The following is a 22,211-nucleotide window of genomic DNA, read 5'->3' as shown; positions in this document are numbered from 1 at the left end:
CCCCCGAGCCGGCCGGCGCGACCACGCCGGCCGGCTCGGTCGGCTCCGGCGCGCCCGGTCAGGGCCGCGCCGCCCCGGCAGGACCCCCACCACTCACGCACCACCAGGGAAAGGCCACTTCGTACGATGTTTGACGTCGAGTCGGACCGGACGTCCGCTTCCGGGATACCCCTCACCGGCGGGCAATCGGGCATCTGGCTTGCCCAGCAGATCGAGCCGGACAGCTCTGCCTACAACATCGTGTTTGCCCTGGACCTGCGTGGCGACATCGACCTCGGCCGCCTTGCCGCGGCCGTCCGGCAGGCCGTCGCGGAGGCGGAGTGCCTGCACATCACCGTCACGCCCGGCGAGAACGGGCCGCGCCAGACGCCCGCCGCCGTCCCCTCCCCCGCCGATGTTCCCGTCGTCGACCTCCGCGATGCCGCCGACCCCGGGGAAGCGGCCGCCGCATGGATGGAAGCCGACCGGGACCGGCCCGCCGACCTCGCCCGCGGACCGCTCTTCGCCCAGGCCGTCCTGCGTCTCGCGGACGACCGGGTCCTGTGGTATCAGCGCTATCACCACATCGTCGTCGACGGCATGGGCGTCGCGCTCATCACCCGCCGCGCCGGCGAGATCTATACCGCGGGCGACGACGCCTGTGCACCCCGCGACTGGTCCCTCGCCGGGCTGGTCGCCGCCGACCAGGAGTACCGCGCCTCCGAGCAGCACCAGCAGGACCGCGCCTGGTGGCGCGAGCACTTGGCCGGCCTGCCCGAGCCCGTACGCCTCGTCGAGCGCGGCCCCGCGCCGATGACCCGCCGGCTGCGGCGCACCGCCGAACTGCCCGACGCCGACCTGAGCCTGCTCCAGGCCGCCGCCCGGAGCGCCGGCGTACGGTCCTCCCGGCTGCTGATCGCCGCCGTGGCCGCCTATCTGCACCGGGTCAGCGGAGAGCAGGACCTCGTCCTCGGCCTGCCCGTCGCGGCCCGCCACGACGCCGTGTCGGCCGGCACGCCCGGCATGGTCTCCAATGTGCTGCCGCTGCGTCTGACCGTCCGCCCCGGCACCACCGGCGCCGAGCTGGCGGCCGACGTCCACCGCGCCGTCGGCGAGGCCGTCGCGCACAGCCGCTGCCGCGCCGAGGACCTGGCCAGGGACCTCGGCCTCGCCGACGGCGTGCAGCAGCTCGTCGGCCCCACCGTCAACATCCTGCCCCGCCCCGAGGACGTGCGCTTCGCGGACCTCGACGCCGAACTCGACCCGGTGTGGCTGGGCGCCGTCAGCGACCTCGCCGTCAGCTTCGCCGAAAGCGGCAGTGGCGGCAGTGGCGGCAGTGGCGGCAGTGGCGTCCGCGTTTATCTCGACGCCGACGCGGACGTCTGCGACGAGCAGACCCTCCGCGACCACGAGCGCCGCTTCCTCGCCGTCCTGCGCGCCCTGACCGAGGACCTCGCCCGGCCCGTCGGGCATATCGACCTGACCTCCGCGGACGAACGCACCCGTCTCCTGGACGACTTCGGCGTCTCCCCGCGCGTGACCCCCGACCTGACCTGGCCCGCGGCCTTCGAGGCACAGGTGCGCCGCTCGCCGGACGCCGTCGCCCTGGTGTACGAGGACCGCGAGATGACGTACGCGGAGCTCAACGCCGCCGCGAACCGGCTCGCCCGCCACCTCGCAGCCCGCGGCGTGCGCCCCGAGGACATCGTCGGCGTGGCCCTGCCGCGCTCCCCGGAACTGGTGGTGTCGCTGCTCGCGGTGATGAAGGCCGGGGCGGCCTATCTGCCGCTGGACGCCGACCACCCCCGCGACCGCATCGCCTATATGCTGAGCGACGCCGGGGCCCGGACCGTCGTGACGGCGGGCGCGCTCGCGGGCGAGCTTCCCGACACCGGCGACATCACGCTCGTGCGGCTCGACGACCCGGCCACGGCCGAGGACTGCGCCGCCCGCGAAGACAGCGACCCCGGCGTCCGGATCGCGCTGGACCAGGCCGCGTACGTCATCTACACCTCCGGCTCCACGGGCCGCCCCAAGGGCGTCGTCGTCACCCACGACGGCGTCGGCAGCCTGATCGCCACCGCCGCCGACCGCATCGGCGTCACCGCCGACAGCCGCGTGGTGCAGTTCGCCTCCGTCGGCTTCGATGTGACGGTCTGGGACCTGGTCATGTCGCTGTGCACCGGCGCCCGGATCATCGTCGTGCCCGCCGAACGCCGGGTCGCGGGACCCGCCCTGACCGACTACATCGCCGCACACGGCGCGACGCATATGATCCTGCCGCCGTCGCTGGTGTCGGCGCTGCCGCAGGAGTGCGAACTGCCCGAGGGCGCCGTCCTCGTCGTCGGCACCGAGGCCGTGCCGAGCGAGCTGATCGCCCGCTGGTCCGGCCGGCTCCAGGTCGTCGTCGCGTACGGCCTCACCGAGGCGAGCGTCAACTCGACCCTGTGGCTCGCCGAGCCCGGCCGGCCCGGCCCCGCGCCGATCGGCGAGCCCGACCCCAACACCCGCGCCTATGTGCTCGACGCGGCGCTCCGCCCGGTGCCCGTGGGCGCCGAGGGCGAGCTGTACATCGCGGGACGCGGCCTGGCGCGCGGCTATCTGGGACGGATGGCGCTGACCGCCGAGCGGTTCGTCGCGGACCCGTACGGAGCGCCCGGGACGCGGATGTACCGCACGGGCGACCGCGTCCGCTGGAGCGCCGACGGCAATCTGGAGTTCCTCGGCCGCGCCGACGGCCAGATCAAGATCCGCGGCCACCGGATCGAGCCCGGCGAGGTCGAGAGCGCCTTCATGGCCTGCCCCGGCATCGCCCAGGCCGCCGTCCTCGTCCGCGACGACCACCGGGGCGTCAAGCGGCTCGTCGCCTACCTCGTCCCGGAGGCAGACGCCGGGACGCCGGACACCGGCGCCGCCGCGGACGCCGCCGTGGCCGCCGCGCGGGCCCGGGTGGCCGGCACCCTGCCCGACTACATGACGCCCTCCGCCGTCGTCGTCCTCGACCGCCCGCTGCCGCTGACCCCCAACGGCAAGCTGGACGGCCGCGCCCTGCCCGAGCCGGACTGGACGGCCGTCAGCGGCGCCGACGCGCCCTCCACCCCCGCCGAGGCCACGCTCGCCGGACTCTTCGCCGACGTCCTCGGACTGCCCACGGCGGGCGTGCACGACAGCTTCTTCGAGCTGGGCGGCGACAGCATCGTCGCCATCCAGCTGGTGAACCGCGCCCGTGAGGCGGGCCTCGCTCTCACCCCGCGCGACGTCTTCCGGCAGCGGACCGTCGCGGCCCTCGCCCGGGTCGCCGGGGACGCCCGGAACGCGGCCGCCGAGAGCGGCCCGGCGGCCCTCGCCGAGCTCGACGAGGACGCCCTGCCGGTCTCCCCGCTCCAGGAAGGTTTCTTCTTCCACGCGGAGTACGACGCCGAGGCCGCCGACCTCTACATGGTGCAGGAACTCCTCGACCTCGGCGGGGAAGCCGACCCCGAGCGGCTGCGGCGCGCCCTGCAGCTGCTCCTCGACCGGCACCCGCTGCTGCGCGCCTCCTTCCGCCAGCTGCCCTCAGGCCAGGTCGTCCAGCGGATCGCCGACCGGGCGACCCTGCCCTGGCGGCAGGCCGACACCTCGGTCACGCCGCTTGAGGAGCTGCTGCGCGCCGACCGCGACGAGCCGTTCGACCTCGGCCGGCCGCCCCTGCTGCGCGCCGCCCTCATCCAGGACGGGCAGCGCTCCCGGCTGCTCCTCACCCTGCACCACATCGTCGCCGACGGCTGGTCCGTCTCCGTCCTGCTGCGCGAGCTGACCGCCGCCTACCGCGGCGAGCAGCTGCCCGAGCCGCCCGCCGTGCGCCCGTACCTCTCCTGGCTGGCAGGCCGGGACGCGGCCGCCGCCCGCGAGACATGGCAGCAGGCGCTGGCCGGACTGGACGGCCCCACCAAGCTGCTGCCCGCGCTGACGGGCGCCGGAGCCGACGCCGACACCGCCGCCGAGAGCGCCCCGGCCCGGCCGGAGCACATCGACAGCCGGCTGCCCGAGGACCTCGTGGCTGAGCTCACCGCCTACGCCCGCAGCCACGGCCTCACCCTCAGCACCGTCGTCAACGGCCTGTGGGGCCTGCTCCTCAGCGCCCTGACCGGCAGTCAGGACGTGGTCTTCGGCACCACCGTCTCCGGACGGACCACCGAGGTGCAGAACCTGGACGCGGCCGTGGGCCTGTTCATCAACACCGTCCCGGCCCGGGTGACCCCGCGCGCCGGCGAAACGCTCACCGACCTGCTGCGCCGCGTCCAGGACGAGCAGGCGGCGCTGCTGGACTGCCAGCACCTCGGCCTCGCCGAGATCCAGCGCCTCGCCGGCGGCGGGGAACTCTTCGACACCCTCGTGGTGTTCGAGAACTACCCCGCCGGGGACCGTTTTGCGGCCGGAGAGCCGGACGGGCTGCACATCACCGGCGCCCAGGTGCTGGACGCCGTGCACTACCCGCTCGCCCTCATCGTCGAGCCGTCCGAAGGATCGCTGCTGCTGCGGTTCAAGCACGACGCCGCCCGCCTTGACGGCGTCGCCACGGCCGTCCTCGCCCACCGGTTCACGGCGCTGCTGCGCACCCTGGTGACCGAGCCCGGCCGCACCGTCGCCGCCACCGGCCTGCTCACCCGGCGCGAGGAGGAGCACCTCGCCGCGCTGAACGCCACCGACACAGCCGTCCCCGAAGCCACCCTCGTCTCGCTGATCGAGGCCCAGGCGGCGCGTACGCCGGACGCCACGGCCGTCGTCTTCGACGGCGACACGCTCAGCTACGCGGAACTCGACCGGCGCGCGGAGGCCCTGGCCCGGCGGCTGCGGGCGCGCGGCGCGGGACCGGAGCAGTACGTCGCCGTCGCCGTGCCCCGCTCCGCCGAGCTGATGACGGCCCTGCTCGGCGTCCTCAAGGCCGGCGCCGCCTATCTGCCCGTCGACCTCGACTACCCGGCCGACCGGGTGGCGTTCATGCTCGCCGACTCCGGCGCGCGCACTGTCGTCACCACCGCCGAAGCCGCCGGCCGGCTGCCCGGCGTGCCCGGCCTGGAACACATGCTCGTGGACCACGCGCCGGCAGACCGCGACAAGGCCGCCGCCGGCGCTCCTGACGCGCCGGCCCGCCCGGCCGGGCCCGACAACCCCGCGTATCTGATCTACACCTCAGGCTCCACCGGGCGGCCCAAGGGCGTGGCCGTCACCCACCGGGCCATCGTCAACCGGCTGGCCTGGATGCAGGGCGAGTACGGCCTCGCAGCCGACGACCGGGTGCTGCAGAAGACCCCGTCCAGCTTCGACGTCTCGGTGTGGGAGTTCTTCTGGGCGCTGACCCGCGGCGCGGCCGTGGTCCTGGCCCGCCCCGACGGCCACCGCGACCCCGCCTACCTCGCCGAGCTGATCCGCGGCGAGCGGATCACCACCATGCACTTCGTGCCGTCGATGCTGGCCGCGTTCGTCCAGGTGATGGAGTCCGCCGCGGGCGCGGCCGGCTGGGCCGCGAGCCTGCGCCGGGTGTTCTGCAGCGGCGAGGCCCTCACCGGGCCCGACGCCCGCCGCTGGCACGAGCTGACCTCCCGCGACGGCCGCACCCCGGTGCCGCTGCACAACCTCTACGGCCCCACCGAGGCCGCCGTCGACGTCACCTACTTCCCCTACGAGGGCGGTGCGGAACTCGCCGTCCCGATCGGCCGGCCCGTGTGGAACACCCGGCTGCACATCCTCGACCCGCTGCTGCGCCCGGTGCCCGACGGGGCCCCCGGCGAGCTGTACCTCGCCGGAGTCCAGCTCGCCCGCGGCTACCACGACCGGCCGGGCCTGACCGCGGAGCGGTTCGTCGCCGACCCGTTCGGCGCTCCCGGTGAGCGCATGTACCGCACCGGGGACCTGGTCCGGCGGCGCGCCGACGGCGCGGTGGAGTACCTCGGCCGCACCGACCGACAGGTCAAGATCCGCGGCAATCGCGTCGAGCTGGGCGAGATCGAGGCCGCCCTCGCCGCCCTGCCGGGCGTGGCCCGCGCGGCCGTGATCGTCCGCGACGGGGCGCTCGTGGGCTATGCCGTGCCCGCGGCCGACGCCGCGCCGGACGCCGACGCCCTGCGTGAGGCGCTCGCCGGCGCGCTGCCCGCGGCCATGACGCTGTCCGCCGTCGTCACCCTGGCCGAACTGCCGCTGACGCCCAGCGGAAAGCTCGACCAGAACGCCCTGCCGTCGCCTGAGGTCGCACCGCGGGAAGCCGGCCGCGCCCCGCGCGACGAGCGCGAGAGCGCCCTGTGCGAGATCTTCGCCGACGTCCTCGGCATGCCCGGAATCGGCGTCGACGACGACTTCTTCGTCCTCGGCGGCGACAGCCTCACCTCGATCGCCGTCGCCACCCGCGCCCGGGAACAGGGCATGGCCCTCAGCCCGCGCGATGTGTTCGAGCGCCGCACCCCCGCCGGTCTCGCCGCCGCGGCCGCCGAGACGGCACGGGCGGAAGCCGCCGAGACCGCGGCCGCCGGGACCGTCCGGGCGGATGCCACCGGGACCGCGCCGTCCGACGCGGCCGCCCCCGACGGCGAGGTGACCGTCTCCGCCGCCGAGGCCGGACAGGCCGCCGCGGCCCTGAAGGCGGTACTGGCCCAGGCGCAGCAGTCCGGCGCGGCGGTCGACCCCGCCCTGCAGGCCCTGCTGGACCAGCTGACCGCCGCGGGCGCACCCCGGGAGCCCACGCCCCGGGAGCCCGAAGCCCCCGCCCCGCTGGGCGGACTGGAACTCTCCGCGGAGGAGACCGCGCGGATCGAGGCCGCCGCCGGGCTGCCCGTCGCGGACGTCTGGCCGCTCTCCCCGCTCCAGGAGGGCATGTACTTCCACGCCACCTACGACGCGGGCGACGCCCTCGACGTCTATCTCTCCCAGGAGACCCTGGACTTCGACCGCCGCCTCGACGCCGGCCGGCTGCGCGCCGCCTGCCGGGCGCTGCTGGAGCGCAATGCCAGTCTGCGCGCCGGCTTCGCCAGCGACGGCCTGTCCCGCCCCGTCCAGTTCATCGCGGACGGCGCGGAGATACCCCTCGCCGAGACCGATCTGTCCGGCCTGCCCGCCGACGAGCAGCGGGCCCGGATGGAGGAGCTGCTGTCGGCCGACCGCCGACAGCGCTTCGACCTGACCGCGCCGCCGCTGTGCCGGCTGCTGCTGATCCGCCTCGGCGACGGACGGGACCGGCTGGTGGTCACCCACCACCTCATCCTGTGGGACGGCTGGTCCGCCTGGCTGTTCCTTGAGGAGCTGTTCACCCTGTACGAGCGGGGCGGCGACACCGCGGGCCTGCCCGCCCCCGGCTCCTACCGCGACTATCTGGCGTGGCTGGACGAGCAGGACACCGCCCGGGCGACCGCCGCCTGGCGGCAGGCGCTCGCCGGATTCGACGAGCCGACCCTCGTCTCCCCGTCCGGGCGTGACGCGGGCCCCGTGATCCCCGCCGACTACGACCGCGTACTGAGCCAGGAGACCAGCGACCGGCTGCGCACCCTGGCCCGGCGGCACGGCCTCACCCTCAACACCGTCCTCAACGCCGCCTGGGGCCTGGTCCTCTCCGCCATGACCGGGCGCGGCGACGTCGCCTTCGGCACGGCGGTCGCCGGACGCCCCGCCGAGGTGCCGGACGTCGCGGGCATCATCGGCATGTTCCTCAACACCATCCCCGCGCGAGTCTCCTTCGCCCCGGACGAGCCGCTGCTGGACCTGCTGCGGCGGATGCAGTCCGAGCGGGCCGCGGTCATGCCGTACGAGTACGTCGGCCTCGGCGCCCTCCAGCAGGAGACCGGCCACCGCAGGCTGTTCGACACCCTGTTCGTGCTGCGCTCCGCCGACGGCGAGGACCGTGCCGCGGCGCTGCGGCAGCGGCACGGCATCACCGACGTGTCCAACGTGGACGGCACCCACTTCCCGCTCACGCTGATCGTCACACCGGAGACCCGGCTGCGGGTGACCCTCGCGGCCCGGCCCGACCTGTTCGACGCCGAGGACGCCACTGTGATCCTCGCCCGGTTCACGGCGGTCCTGGAGCGGATCGCCGAGGCGCTGGCCGCCCCGGACGCCGCCTCCGCCCGGACCGCCGGAGTGGACCTGCTGCTGCCGCCGGAGCGCGGCGCGCTGGCCGCCAACTGGGCGGCCAGCCGGGAGCCCGTGCCGGACGAGACCATCGCGGACATGCTCACCGCGCAGGTCGCCCGCACCCCCGACGCGGTGGCGCTGGTCTTCGGCGACCGCGCGCTGACCTACGCCGAACTGGACGCGCACATCAACCGGATCGCCCGGCTGCTGCTCGCCCGCGGCGCGGGCCCGGAGAAGGTCGTCGCGCTCGCCCTGCCCCGGTCCATCGACATGGTCGCCGCCCTGTTCGCCGTACTGCGCACCGGCGCCGCGTATCTGCCGCTCGACCTGGACCACCCGGCCGACCGGCTGCGGCTGATGGCCGAGGACACCGGCCCGCTGTGCCTGGTGTCCACCGCCGCCGTGGCCCCGACCCTGCGCGGCCCCGAGGGCGCGGTCGCCCCCGAGCTGCTCTTGGACGACCCGGCCGTGGCCGCCGAACTGGCTGCCCTGCCCGGCGAGGAGATCAGCGACGCCGAGCGGCCCGCGTTCGCCCGCGGTGTGCCCGGCCGCCTGGAGCACCCGGCCTATGTCATCTACACCTCCGGCTCGACCGGCCGCCCCAAGGGCGTCGTCACCCCCTACCGGGGTCTGACGAATATGCAGCTCAACCACCAGAAGGAGATCTTCGACCCGGCCATCGCCTCGGCCGGCGGACGGCGGCTGCGCATCGCGCACACCGTGTCCTTCGCCTTCGACATGTCCTGGGAGGAGCTGCTCTGGCTCGTCGAGGGCCATGAGGTCCATGTCTGCGACGAGGAGCTGCGCCGCGACGCCGAGGCGCTGGTCGCCTACTGCGACCGGAACCGCGTCGACGTGGTCAATGTGACGCCCACCTACGCCCAGCTGCTCATCGAGCAGGGCCTGCTCGACCAGGACGCGCCGGCCGACGCCGCCGCCCCGGCCGACGGCGTCTCCGGCGAGTCCGGCAGGCACCGCCCGGCGCTGGTCCTGCTCGGCGGTGAGGCCGTGTCCGACACGCTGTGGACGAGGCTGCGCCGCACCGAGGGCACCTACGGCTACAACCTGTACGGGCCGACCGAGTACACGATCAACACCCTCGGCGGCTCGACCGCCGACAGCGCGACCCCCACGGTGGGCCTGCCCATCCGCAACACCCGCGCCTATGTGCTGGACGCGATGCTGCGGCCGGTCCCGCCGGGCTGCCCCGGCGAGCTCTACATCGCGGGCACCGGGCTGGCCCGCGGCTACCACGACCGGCCCGGCCTGACCGCCGAGCGGTTCGTCGCCGACCCGTACGGCGAGCCCGGTGAGCGCATGTACCGCACGGGCGACCTGGTACGGCAGCGCCCGGACGGGCTGCTGGACTTCCTCGGCCGCACCGACGACCAGGTCAAGATCCGCGGTTACCGGATCGAACTGGGCGAGATCTCCACGGCCCTCGCCACACACCCGGAGGTCGCCCACGCCGCCGTCGTGGTCCATGAGAGCGCCGGCGCCAAGCGCCTGGTCGGCTACTTTGTGCCCGAAGCGGCCGGCTCGGGCGACCCGGCCGGCCCGGAGCGGGACGAGGAGCTGCCGCAGCGGCTGCGCGACCATCTCAAGGCGGGCCTGCCCGACTACATGGTCCCCTCCGCGCTTCTCGCCGTGGACACCCTGCCGCTGACCGTCAACGGCAAGCTCGACGTCAAGGCGCTGCCCGCGCCGGACTTCGGCGGCACGGGCCCCGGCCGCGCACCCCGCACCCCGCAGGAGGAGACGCTCTGCGCCCTGTTCGCGGAGGTCCTCGGACTGCCCGAGGGCAGCGTCGGCGCCGACGCCGACTTCTTCGAACTGGGCGGCCACTCGCTGCTGGCCACCCGGCTGGTCAGCCGGGCCCGCACCGCGCTCGACGCCGAACTCGCCATCCGCGATCTCTTCGAGGCGCCCACCGCCGCCGAACTCGCCGAGCGCGTGGCCGGCTCGCACGGCCCCGCCCGCCCTGCCCTGACGGCCGGCGAGCGGCCCGCCGAGCTGCCGCTGTCGCACGCCCAGCAGCGGCTGTGGGTCATCCAGCAGATCGAGTGCACCTCGGCCGCGTACAACTTCCCGCTGGTGATGCGGCTCCGCGGAGCCCTCGACCGGGAGGCGTGGGCCGCGGCGCTCGCCGATGTGACCGCCCGCCACGAGGCGCTGCGCACGGTCTTCGCCGAGCGTGACGGCCAGGCGTTCCAGCGGGTGCTGCCCGCCGAGCAGGCACGGCCCGCGGTGGAGCATGTGCGCGCCGCCGAGGACGAGGTGCCCGGCATCGTCGACGCCGCCGTCAACCGGCCCTTCGACCTCGCCGCGGAACTGCCGCTGCGCGCCACGGTCGTGGAGGTGGCCCCCGACGACCATGTCGTGGTCATCCTGCTGCACCACATCACCACCGACGAGTGGTCGGACCGGCCGTTCCTGCGGGACCTGGCCGCCGCCTACGCCGCCCGGCTGGACACCGGCGAGGCCCCCGCCTGGGAGCCGCTGCCCGTCCAGTACGCCGACTACGCGCTCTGGCAGCAGCGCCTCCTGGGCGACCCCGCCGACGAGGGCAGCCTGGCCGCCCGGCAGCTGGACTACTGGCGCACGACGCTGGACGGGGCCCCGGAGGAGCTGGAACTCCCGGCGGACCGGCCGCGCCCCGCGCGCCCCGCGTTCACCGGCTCCGAGCTGGACATCACCTTCGACGCCGAGGTCCACAAGGGGCTGAGGCGACTCGCCCGCGAGACCGGCGCGAGCATGTTCATGGTGGTGCACGCCGCCGTGGCCGCGCTGCTGCACCGCATGGGCGCCGGCACGGACATCCCCCTCGGCGCGCCCATCGCCGGGCGGAGCGACGAGGCCCTCGACGAGCTGGTCGGCTTCTTCGTCAACACGCTCGTGCTCCGCACCGACCTCAGCGGCGACCCCAGCTTCACCGAGCTGCTCGCCCGGGTGCGGGAGACGGACCTGGCCGCCTTCTCCCACTCCGACGTCCCCTTCGAGTCGGTGGTGGAGAAGCTCAACCCGACGCGTTCGCTGTCCCGGAATCCGCTGTTCCAGGTGATGGTCGGCTACCACGCCAGGACCGGCGACGAGCTTCGGCTGCCCGGACTGCGGGCGGAGTACGTGCCCTTCCGGATCGGCTCCGCCAAGTTCGACCTGGTGTTCAGCTTCACCGAGCGGCTCTCCGCCGACGGCTCCGACGCCGCCGACGGCGAGACGGGCGCACTGAGCTGTCGGCTGGAGTTCGCCACGGAGCTGTTCGACCAGGAGACCGCCCAGCGCATCGGCGAGCGGCTCAGCAGGCTGGCCGGGGCGTTCGCCGCGGCTCCCGGACAGCCCCTGTCCCAGGCGGAGATCCTGTCCGAGGAGGAACGGCGGCTGGTCCTGGAGGGCTTCAACGGCGCGCCCCGCGAAGTCGCCGAAGCCTCCCTGCCCGAACTGTTCGCCCGTCAGGTCGCCGAGCGCCCCGACGCGGTCGCCGTCGTCGACCGCTCCCGGCCCATGACGTACGCGCAGCTCGACGCCCGCGCCAACCGCATCGCCCGGCTGCTCGCCGCACGCGGCGTCGGAGCGGAGAGCGTCGTCGGGGTGGCCGTGCCGCGCTCCGCGGACATGGTCGCCACGGTGGTCGCCGTGCTGAAGCTGGGCGCCGCGTTCCTGCCGCTCGACCTGGTCCACCCGGGCGACCGGCTCAGCTATCTGATCGAGGACTCGGGGGCCGCGCTGGTCGTCGGCACCGAGCCGGTGGCGGGGAAGATCCCCGCGGTGGCGGGCGTGCCGGTGCTCCTGCTCGACGAGCCCTCCACCGCGGCCGAACTGGACCGTCTGCCGGAGTCCGCCGTCGACGGCGGACCCGCGGGCCTGGACCAGGCCGCGTACGTCATCTACACCTCCGGATCGACCGGCCGCCCCAAGGGCGTGATCGTCCCCCACGAGGGCATCGCCAGCCTCGTCGCCACCGCGGTCGACCGGATGGGCCTGGAACGCGACAGCCATGTGCTCCAGTTCGCGTCGATCGGCTTCGACGTCTTCGCCTTTGAACTGGCGATGGCGCTGTGCCACGGCGGACGGCTGGTGCTCATCACCGACGAGGCGCGGGTCGCCGGAGCGGCGCTCACCGACTTCCTCGCCGAGCAGCGGATCACCCATATGATCCTGCCGCCCTCGCTGGTGTCCGCGCTGCCGCCGGGCTGCGAACTGCCCGAAGGCGCAACCGTCCTGGTCGGCACCGAGACCGTGCCGCCGGACCTCTTCGAGAGGTTCGGCGCCACCGCCCATCTGATCTGCGCCTACGGCCTCACCGAGGCGACGGTCAACTCCACGCTGTGGCCCTCCCGCGAACACGGCGGCCGCCCGTCCGGCCGGGTGCCCATCGGCCGCCCCGACCCCAACACCCGCGCCTACGTCCTGGACGAGCGGCTGCGCCCCGTCCCGCCGGGCGTCGTGGGCGAGCTGTACATCGCGGGGCGCGGTCTGGCCCGCGGCTATCTCGGCAAGGCGGCGCTCACCTCGGAGCGGTTCGTCGCCGACCCGTTCGGCGCGCCGGGCAGCCGCATGTACCGCACCGGCGACCGCGCCCGCTGGCAGGCGGACGGGAACCTCGACTTCCTCGGCCGGGTCGACACCCAGGTGAAGATCCGCGGCTTCCGCATCGAGCTGGGCGAGATCGAGGCGGCGCTGGCGTCGCACCCGTCGGTGGCCCAGGCCGCCGTGCTGCCCGACCGCGCCGGGGACATCGTCCGCCTGGTCGCCTACGCGGTCCCCGAGTCCGGGGAGCCGGACCCGCAGGAGCTGCGCGCCCATGTCGCCGGGCTGCTGCCCGAATACATGGTCCCCGCGCTCGTCGTGGCGCTGGACGGCCCGCTGCCGCTGACGCCCAACGGCAAGCTGGACCACAAGGCGCTGCCCGCGCCCGACTGGTCCTCGATGACCGGCGACGCCCGCCCCGCCACCGGGACACAGGCGCGCCTGGCCGCTCTGTTCTGCGAGATCCTCAAGCTGGAAAGCGTCGGCGTGCACGACAACTTCTTCGCGCTCGGCGGCCACTCCATGGCCTCGATGCGGCTGCTCGGCCGCATCCGCGCCGAGTTCGGGGTCGAGCTGAGCATCCGGGACGTCTTCGACGCGCTGACCGTCGCCGGTCTGGCCGGCAAGCTGGACGGCGCGGCGGCGGCCCGCCCGGCGCTGCGTCCCGCCGAGGACCGGGCCGAGCCCGTCGCGGCCGCGCCCGTGCAGCGCTGGCAGTGGGAGTCGTACCGCCGCAGCCCCGGCTTCGACCACGCCCTGACGCTGCGCGCCCCGGCGGGCGGCCTCGACGCGGACGCGGTCTCGGTGGCACTCGCCGATCTGGCGGCCCGGCATGAGCCGCTGCGCACGGCCTTCGCCGAGCGCGACGGCCTGCTGCTCCAGCAGCCGGCCAAGGCCCCGGAGCTGACCGCCGAGCAGTGCGCCGACCTCGACGCGCGACTGGCGGAACTCGCCTCCCAGGCGCCCCGCCCGGAGCAGGAGGCCCCCCTGCGGGCGCATCTGCTCACCGATCCCGCAGGCGGCCAGGCCCTGCTGCTGACCATGCACTACCTCGCGGTGGACGAATGGTCCGTGGTGCCGCTGTTCCGCGATCTGACCACGGCGTACGCGGCCCGCGCCGAGGGCCGTACGCCCCACTGGGAGCCGCTGCCGGTCACATACGGAGACTATGCCCAGTGGGCCCGCGAGGTCCTGGGCGACCTCGACGACCCGGACAGCAGGGGCGGGCGTCAGCTCGCCTACTGGAAGGAGACGCTCCGGGACGCGCCGCAGCGGCTGGACCTCCCGGCCGACGGACCGCGCCGCGCGTCCTCGCGGGACGCCGGCCATGTGGGCTTCGTCCTGGACGAGGAACTCCACGCGGCCGTGGACGAGCTGGCCCGCGCGACCGGCACCAGCATGTTCATGGTGCTGCACTCCGCGCTCGCGGCGCTGCTCACCGCCCATGGCGCGGGCACCGATCTGCCCATCGGTACGATGGTCGCCGGCCGCACCGACGACCAGCTCGCCGATCTGGTCGGCTGCTTCTTCAACACGGTCGTGCTGCGCACGGACACCGCGGGCGACCCGACGTTCGCGGAGCTGCTGTCGAGGGTGCGGGAGACCACGCTGAGCGCCCTGGACCGCCAGGAGGCCCCGTTCGAAGAAGTCGTCAAGGCCGCCGGGCTCGCGCCCGAAGGCCCCCAGGTCATGGTGATCCACCATGAACAGGCCGATCTGGAGCAGCTTGAGGGCGGCATGGGCACGCTTGAGGCCGTGCCGACCGGCTCGGCACGGGCCGAACTGACCCTCAGCTTCTACGAGCCGCGCGGGGACGGCCCCGTGCACTGCGGGCTGATCCACGCCACCGGCCTCCTGGGAGCCGCCAAGGCGCGCCGGCTCGCCGACGAACTCCAGGCGCTGCTGCGCACCGTGGCAGCCGATCCAGGACAGCCGCTGTCGGAGCTGTTCAACCTCACGTCCACAAGGAGTGACAACGCATGAGCACCAACCCGTTCGAAGACCCGCAGGGCCGCTTCCTGGTCCTCGTCAACGACGAGAACCAGCACTCGCTGTGGCCGTCCTTCGCTCAGGTCCCCGCCGGGTGGCGGACCGTCTTCGGCGAGGACACCCGCGAGGCGTGCGTGGCCTATGTCGAGACCCACTGGACGGACCTGCGCCCGGCGACCCTGGCGGCCGCGCAGCAGGGCTGACGCCGACGCGCCAGCGACGACGCCGCCCGCGGGGAGCCTTCTCCCCGCGGGCGGCGCCGTACTGCGGGGCGGCTGCCCCTGGGCCGTGTCCGGCGGGTCCTTCTCCCACCCCTGCCGCCTGCGCCCTGGGGGCGTGGCGGGAACCCCCACTTCCCGTAACCGGGGCCGCGCCCCAGACCCGTTTTCCGGGGGCTCCGCCCCCGAACCCCCGCGCCTCAACCTCCCCCAGCTACCTCCCCCAGACTCCGTCCGGGGGCACCCCCACGGAGGCGCCCCCAGGCGGGGCTTGACTGTGCCGTCCCTGCGCCTCAATTTCCCCCGGACTCCTCCCTCAGCTACCGCTGGGAGGTACCCCCACGGAGGCGTCCCAGGCGGGGCCTGCCTTGTCCTCAAGCGCCGGACGGGCTGGATCTTCCGGCCCGTCCGGCGCTTGAGGACGCGGCCTTCAGGCCGCACGGGGGTCTGGGGGCTTAACGGGCTGACCCGCGATTGACGGCGGCTGCTGCGCCTGAAGGTTTGAGGGTAGGGTCGTGGCTGATCATTGATACTGAGCAGGGGGCTTCCAGGTATGAGCGGGATAGTGACGGCGGTCAGCAGCAACGGCGAGTACTCGTTCACCAAGCCGAACCAGGACAGCATCACGGTGCTCGCCGGGCTCGGTGTGGAGGGCGACGTGCACGCTGGTGTGACGGTCAAGCACCGCTCTCGCGTCGCGCAGGACCCCACCCAGCCGAACCTGCGCCAAGTCCACCTCATCCATGAGGAGCTCTTCGCCGAGGTCGGCGAAGAAGGCTTCAAGGTGGAGCCCGGTGAACTCGGCGAGAACGTCACCACCCGCGGCATTGATCTGCTCGGCCTGCCGGTCGGTGCCTTGCTGCGCATCGGTGACGATGCGGTGCTGGAGGTGACCGGCCTGCGCAATCCCTGCCTGCAGATCGACAACTTCCAGGACGGGCTGCTCAAGCAGGTCGTCGGCCGCGACGAGGCCGGGAACATTGTGCGCAAGGCCGGAATCATGAGCATCGTGAAGGAGAGCGGGGTGGTGCGCCCCGGCGACACGATCAAAGCGGAGCTTCCCAGCGGGCCGCACCGGCCTCTGGACCGGGTCTAACCTCCCTGCCTGGCGGGCCGTGACATGACACCGGGCGCGCAGGTTCTCGTGATGTGAACATCGAACAAGCCCGCGCGGCTATGTCGCATCCTGCCTTCTGCGGCCTCACCCACCAGCACCTCGGCGAGTTGATCGAAGAACTCGCGCCAGGCTGGGAAGCACGCTGCGAGTCCGGACGGTATGAACGGCGTCAGGGTGCTCGCCGACGCCAGACCGGGGGCGGACCGAAGTACGAACTGGTCTTCACTGACCGCGTCTTGGCGACCCTGGTCCACCTGCGAACCGGCCTGTCCCACCTGGCCCTGGCGGTCATCTGCGAGGTGGGCTCCTCCACCATCGGCCGCGCGATCAGCGAGATCCGCCCGCTGCTGGCCGAGCGAGGCTTCGCGGTGCCCGACCGGCCCGGCATCCGGTTGCGGACCCTGGCGGACGTGTTCGCCTACGCCGCGACCGAGAACATCACATTGCGGATCGACGGCACCGAGACCCAGGTCCGCCGCCCGAAGGCGCACTGTCCCGGGCGCCGGGCTTTCGTCTCCGGCAAGCGCAGGCAGAACACGATCAAGACCACCACAATCAGCGGCCAGCAGGGCCGCACCCTGTGGTCCGGCGCCGTCCGGCCCGGCCGGATGCACGACCAGACCGCCGTTCGTACGGAGGGCATCGCCGATCAACTCCGGCAGCACCCTACGGTGAAGGCCGAGGTCGACGAGGGCTGCCGGGGCCTGGCCAACGAGTTCCCCGACCAGTCGACAACGCGCCGCCCAGGAAGCCGGAGGACATCGACAACGCGCCGCTGACGGAACGATTCGGATGGCGCGAGATGCGCCGCCGCCAGTCCTCAACCCGGATCTGCGTCGAGCACGCCAACGCGGAGCACCGGCAGTGGCGCCCGCTCCAGCGGTACACCGGACGCAGGGAGGAGTACGGAGAGATCCACCTGGCCATCGCCGGCTTGGTCTCCGACCGTGCGGCCCAGCGGGCCACCCGACACCAGACGAGCACCGAACTCGTCCTCGTCCACACGACGGCCTGCTGAAGCATCCACCAGCCAAACCGCCGGGCCAGCACGGCCCTACATCAATGGCGGGTCAGTCAGCCCGTAAGCCCCCAGTTACGGGAAGTGGGGTCCCTCCACGCCCCCAGGGCGCAGGGGGAGGGGCAGGGGAGGAACCCACGGCTCCCCGGAAGCGCCGTGTCGGATCTGCGGACTGTGGGCGGCCGGTCACGCAGTTCCCCGCGCCCCTGCGGGGCGTTCCCGCGGGGGCGCTTCCCGGGAGTCGGGGCGGGGGCTCAGGCCCCACCGCTTGAAGGGCGGGTGCGCGGGAAAGGGCCCGCGCCCCGTGGTCGCGGAACCACGGGGCGCGGGCCCCTCGGGCGATGCCTCAAGACCGCGGTCACGCCACCACGGCCGGCTCCCGCCGACTGTCGGCCCACGCCGCCCACAGCGTGGCATAACGTCCCCCCGCGGCGACCAGCTCGTCATGCGTGCCCGTCTCGACGATCCGGCCCTGGTCGAGGACCACGATGCGGTCCGCGGCGGCGGCCTGCGGCAGCCGGTGGGCCACCATCAGCCCCGTACGGCCTTCGAGCGCCCGCACCGCCGCCGTCTCCAGGACGCGTGCGCCCGCGCTGCCCGCGTCGGCGGTGGCCTCGTCGAGGATCGCGATGGGCGGATCGGCGAGCACCAGCCGGGCCAGGGCCAGATGCTGGGCCTGAGTCACCGTCAGGGTGTGCCCGCCCTCGCCGACCACGGTGGCGAGGCCGTCGGGCAGCGCCTCGGCCCACTCCAGGGCCCCGACCCGGTCCAGCGCCGTGCGCAGTTGTTCGTCGGTGGCGTCCGGCCGGGCCAGCCGCAGGTCCTCGGTGAGCGGGCCGGCGAACACATGCACTTCCTGGCTGATCAGCGTCACGGCGGCGCGCACGCCCGCGGGCCCCAGCTCCCTGGCGTCGACCCCGCCCAGGGTGACCGAACCGCTCTGCGGCTCGTGGACGCCCGCGATGACCTTGGCCAGGGTGGTCTTGCCGGCTCCGCTCGCGCCCACCAGCGCCACCCGCTCGCCGCAGCGCACGTCCAGGCAGATGTCGCTCAGCACGGGACGGCCCGCGGTGTAGGCGTGGCTGAGCCCCGACACCTTGACGGAGCCGTCGACGGGGGCGGGCGGGTCCTCGGGCGTCCGCTCGGCCGGGAGCTTGGACACGCCGACGAGCCGGGCGAAGCTGGCGCCCGCCGACTGTGCGTCGTCGAGGAGGAACAGCGCGGCGTTCACGGGGTTGAAGAGGCTGTGGAAGTACAGCGCCGCCGCGGTGGCGGTGCCGATGCTGACCGATCCGCCGTCGACGAGCACAAAGCCGGTGGCGAGCATCGCGGCGAGGCCGATGAACTCCGCGAGGTTCAGCCGGGAGAAGAAGCCGGTGACGATGTGGATGCCGCGCAGGGCGAGATCGCGGGCGTCCGCCGACCGCGCCTGAAGCAGGGAGTGGTGCGTGCCGGTCAGCCGGAAGGCGCGCACGGTGCGCACCCCGCCGACGCTGTCGAGCAGCTGGTGCTGCAACGCGCCGGTGGCGAGGCGGTGTTCCGCGTACACGGGGGCGGCGCGGCGCAGATACCAGCGCACCGAGAACACCTGCACCGGCATCGCCAGCACCGCGGCGAGCAGGAAGCGCCAGTCGAGCACGGCGAGCCCGACGAGGGTCAGCACGATGGTGAGGGCGGAGCGGGAGAACTCCGGCAGCGCCTGCCGCACCGACTTGGCGATCATGGCGACGTCGCTGGTGACCCGGGAGACCAGGTCCCCGGAGCCGGCGGCCTCGACGCGTTCCAGCGGCATCCGCAGCGCCCGCTCGATGAACTGCTCACGCAGGGAGGTGAGGACGGTCTCGCCCAGCCGGGCGACGAGGGAGCTGCCGATCGCCGTGGCGACGCCGCGCGCCAGCGCGACAGCGACGAGCAGCACCAGCGGGACCGTCAGCGACCCCGCGCCGCGCTGCTGTGCCACCAGGTCGACGATGTGCCCGAGGAGGGGTGCGGTCAGCAGGCCGATCCCGGTGCCGGCGACGAGTACGGCGATCGCGGCGGCGGTGAGCCGGCCGTGGCCGCGCAGCATCGTGCGGAGCGCCGCCAGACTCTCGGCGCCGGTGGCTGTGGGCAGGACTGCGCGCTGGGGGCTGGTTCCGCTCATCGTGTCTTCTGTCTGTGAGGTGCCGGACGTGGACGTCATGCCAGGACCACCGCCCGGTAGGTCTCGTCGGCGGCGGCGAGTTCGTCGTGCCGCCCCTCCGCCGTGGCGACGCCCTGGTCGAGGACCACGACCCGGTCGGCCGTCGCGAGGAGGGCCGGGCTGGTGGTGACCAGTACGGTGGTGCGGCCCCGGCGGGCATGGCGCAGCCGTGCGGCGATCCGGGACTCGGTGACGGTGTCCACCGCGGTGGTGGGGTCGTGCAGCACCAGGACGCGCCGGTCGGCGGCCAGCGCACGGGCCAGTGCCACACGCTGGCGCTGGCCGCCGGAGAGGGAGCGGCCGCGTTCGGCGAGCACCGTGTCCGCCCCGTCGGGCAGCAGCAGGGCGACCTCGTCGGCGGCCGAGGCGTGCAGCGCGGCGTCGACGGCGGATGCCTCGCCGCCTGTCCCGTCGCCGCCCGTCCCCTTGCCGCCCGTCCCGTCCGCTCCGGCTCCTGCGCGTACGTTGTCGAGCAGGCTGCTCTCGAACAGATCGGCGTTGTGGTGGGCGACCAGCACATGGCGGCGCAGCTCGTCGGGGTCGATTCCGGTCAGCGGCACGCCGTCCAGTTCGATCACGCCGGCATCCGGGTCCTTCTCCCGGGACAGACAGCGCAGCAGATCGCCCGCGGCGGCCGGGTCCCGGGCGACGATTCCGGTGACGCTGCCGGGGTGGATGTCCAGGTCCACGGAGCGCAGCGCGCCCAGCGAGACTCCCCGCAGCCGGAGGCTTCCTGACGCGCCCTCGGCCGGAGCGGCGTCGCCGCCCGCGACGGCGGCGGGCGCGGCCAGCACCTCGGCGATCCTGCGGGCCGAGGCGCGGCCCTGGGCGAATTCCGCGTTGACGTAGGTGAGCAGCTGGAAGGGGCCGAGGAGGAACTGCGCCAGGCCCACTGCGGCCACCAGTTCCCCGATGCTGATGTCGCCGCGCATCGCCAGGTACGCGCCCACAAGTCCGATGACCGCGATGAAGACGCCGGTCAGCGCGAGGACGGCGCCCTCGTGGCCGGCCCGGCTGCGGGCGGCCCGCAGCGCCGCGGCGAGCGACTCGCGGCTGGTGGTGCGGTAGCGGGCCACGGCGGCGGACTCCGCGCCCATGCCCTTGAGCACACGCAGCCCGGACACCAGGTCGGCGGCGACGCCGGATGCGTGGGCGGCGCGCTCCTGCTCGGCCTCGCTGCGCCGTTCGAGCGGCTGGCTGATGCGGTGCCCGAGCCACAGCAGCGGCGGGATGCCGAGCAGCACCAGCAGTCCGAGCGGCACGGAGATCCGCAGCAGCGCCACCGCGCTGATGGTCAGCGCGGCGATCGCGGAGAGTCCGTACGACATGACGGTGGCCACGGAGCCCACGCGCCGGGCGTCGTTGGTGGCGATGCTGGAGAGCACGCCGGGCAGCCGGCCGTCGTCGGCGCCGCCGCGCGGGTCGAGCACCCGTGCGGCCAGCTCCAGACGCAGTTTGTGCGCGGCGTGTTCGCCGGCGCCCTCGGTGATCCGGGCGCTGGTGCGGTAGCACGTCGACAGCACCAGGAACAGCACGGCGAGCACCAGCAGCCAGCGCAGCAGGGTCCCGGAGGAGCCGGTGGCCACGGCCTCGTCGATGATGACGCCGATGACCACGGGCACCAGTGCCTCGCACGCCTGGTGGGTCATGCCGAGCAGGGAGGCCGCGGTCACTCTGCGGCGCTCTCCTCTGATCGCCTTGCGGAGGACGTGTCCCCCCGTAGGCCCTCCCGCTGGCATAGGCTCCTCCATGAACATGACCGGATAGTTAGGTAAGGCTACTCTAATCAAGCAGTGGGGCCCTGTCTGCGGCCGGGTCGGGCCGCTGGACGCGGGCCGCGTTCCCCGTGGTCGCGGCGGGTGCGGCAGCGCTGGCCTGCGCGTTGACCCTCGGTGTCCATTCGGTTAGGCTCACCTAAGTATCGATCTGTTGTCCGTGCGTCAGATTTCTAGCGGTGCGTCCGAGCTGCTGCCAGGGGGAGTTGTCGTTGTCGGTGGAAGCCCCGGCGGTGCCCGGACAGCAGCCCGCCGCCCTCCCGCGGGGCGGACGGGCGGCCACGGCGCTCAGAGGCGTGGGCCTGCTCGCGGTCTTCGCGGCGCTCGTCCTCGTGGGGCTGCTCAGCATCTGGGTCGGCACACGGGGCATCCCCTTCACCGCGACCTGGAGCGCGCTGTGGCATCCCGACGGGTCGGAGACCTCGGTCATCATCCATGACTACCGCATCCCCAGGACCCTCCTGGGGATGCTCGTCGGCATGGCCCTCGGCCTGTCCGGCGCGCTGATGCAGGCGCTGACGCGCAATCCGCTCGCCGACCCGGGACTGCTCGGCATCAGCCTGGGAGCCTCCGCCGGCGTGGTGGTGGCCATCGCCTTCCTCGGTGTGGGCGCGCTCCTCGGATATGTCTGGTTCGCGTTCCTCGGGGCGGCCCTGGCCTCGGCCGCGGTGTATCTGCTGGGCTCCTCGGGGCGCAAACTGGCCACGCCCGAGCGGCTGGTCGTCGCGGGCGCAGCGGTGACCGCCGTGCTGTACGCCTTCAACTCGGCGGTCCTGCTGCTCTACCCGCAGGCGTTCGACAAGTTCCGCTTCTGGACGGTGGGCTCGCTGGCGGGCCGGTACTTCGACGTCGTGTACGTCATCCTGCCGTTCGTCGCCGTGGGGCTGCTGATCGCCCTCGGGCTCGCTCCCTCGCTCAACGCCCTGGCGATGGGCGACCAGGTGGGCCGCGCCCTGGGGCTCAACGTCGGCCGGACCCGGGTGCTGGGCGCGGTCGCCGTCATGCTGCTGTGCGGCGCCGCCACCGCCGCCGCCGGGCCGATCGGCTTCGTCGGGCTCGCCGTCCCGCACGTCGCCCGGTTCGCCGTCGGTCCCGACCAGCGCTGGGTGCTGGCGTACTCGATGCTGCTCGCGCCGGTCCTGCTGCTCGGCGCGGACGTCCTGGGCCGGGTGCTGGGCGCGCCGGGCGAAATCCAGGTCGGCATCGTCACCGCGTTCCTGGGCGCCCCGCTGTTCATCGCACTGTGCCGCCGCCGAAAGCTGGTCATGCTGTGAGCGACGCGCGCGAGGCAGCCGGGCGGAGGTCG

The 22,211-nt window shown here is 74.0% G+C and carries 8 protein-coding genes; 6 read left to right on the top strand and 2 right to left on the bottom strand.

Going from position 1 to position 22,211, the window contains the following annotated elements; all coding sequences use genetic code 11:
- Positions 1-126: 126 nt before the first annotated feature.
- From OF819_RS04180 to OF819_RS29105, 5 genes are all read left to right on the top strand, one after another.
- Entirely contained in the window at positions 127-14,589 is a 14,463-nt protein-coding gene (locus OF819_RS04180; RefSeq protein WP_267241945.1) for a non-ribosomal peptide synthetase, read from the top strand.
- Positions 14,586-14,798 (top strand): MbtH family protein, encoded by a 213-nt coding sequence (locus OF819_RS04175; protein WP_267241944.1) that lies wholly within the window; start codon positions 14,586-14,588, stop codon positions 14,796-14,798. Before OF819_RS04180 ends, OF819_RS04175 begins: the two co-directional genes overlap by 4 nt.
- Before the next feature lie 568 nt (positions 14,799-15,366).
- Complete coding sequence (locus OF819_RS04170) at positions 15,367-15,909, top strand: MOSC domain-containing protein (RefSeq protein WP_267241943.1); 543 nt, start codon at positions 15,367-15,369, stop codon at positions 15,907-15,909.
- Positions 15,910-15,962: 53 nt separating this feature from the next.
- Positions 15,963-16,709: a transposase family protein gene (locus OF819_RS04165; RefSeq protein WP_323748893.1), complete on the top strand. Its 747-nt coding sequence runs from the start codon at positions 15,963-15,965 to the stop codon at positions 16,707-16,709.
- Positions 16,710-16,732: 23 nt separating this feature from the next.
- Complete coding sequence (locus tag OF819_RS29105; RefSeq protein WP_323748892.1) at positions 16,733-16,948, top strand: hypothetical protein; 216 nt, start codon at positions 16,733-16,735, stop codon at positions 16,946-16,948.
- 358 nt (positions 16,949-17,306) lie between these two features.
- On the opposite strand, the gene OF819_RS04160 is transcribed toward OF819_RS29105, so the two are convergent.
- Both OF819_RS04160 and OF819_RS04155 read right to left on the bottom strand, forming a co-directional pair.
- On the bottom strand, positions 17,307-19,091 hold the full coding sequence (locus OF819_RS04160; RefSeq protein WP_323748891.1) for an ABC transporter ATP-binding protein: 1,785 nt from the start codon (positions 19,089-19,091) through the stop codon (positions 17,307-17,309).
- Between the two features lie 35 nt (positions 19,092-19,126).
- Positions 19,127-20,869, bottom strand: coding sequence for an ABC transporter ATP-binding protein (locus OF819_RS04155; RefSeq protein WP_267241941.1), 1,743 nt, complete (start codon positions 20,867-20,869; stop codon positions 19,127-19,129).
- A gap of 248 nt (positions 20,870-21,117) precedes the next feature.
- On the opposite strand from OF819_RS04155, the gene OF819_RS04150 reads away from it, so the two are divergent.
- The gene (locus OF819_RS04150) at positions 21,118-22,179 is read left to right on the top strand and encodes a FecCD family ABC transporter permease (RefSeq protein ID WP_416370467.1); all 1,062 of its coding nucleotides are present in this window, start codon (positions 21,118-21,120) and stop codon (positions 22,177-22,179) included.
- Positions 22,180-22,211: the final 32 nt, after the last annotated feature.

It is taken from the genome of Streptomyces sp. PR69 (genome assembly GCF_026420845.1).
Classification (GTDB): domain Bacteria; phylum Actinomycetota; class Actinomycetes; order Streptomycetales; family Streptomycetaceae; genus Streptomyces.
The sequence above is the reverse complement of the archived record's forward strand: the minus strand, read 5'-3'. Positions and strand labels throughout refer to the sequence as shown.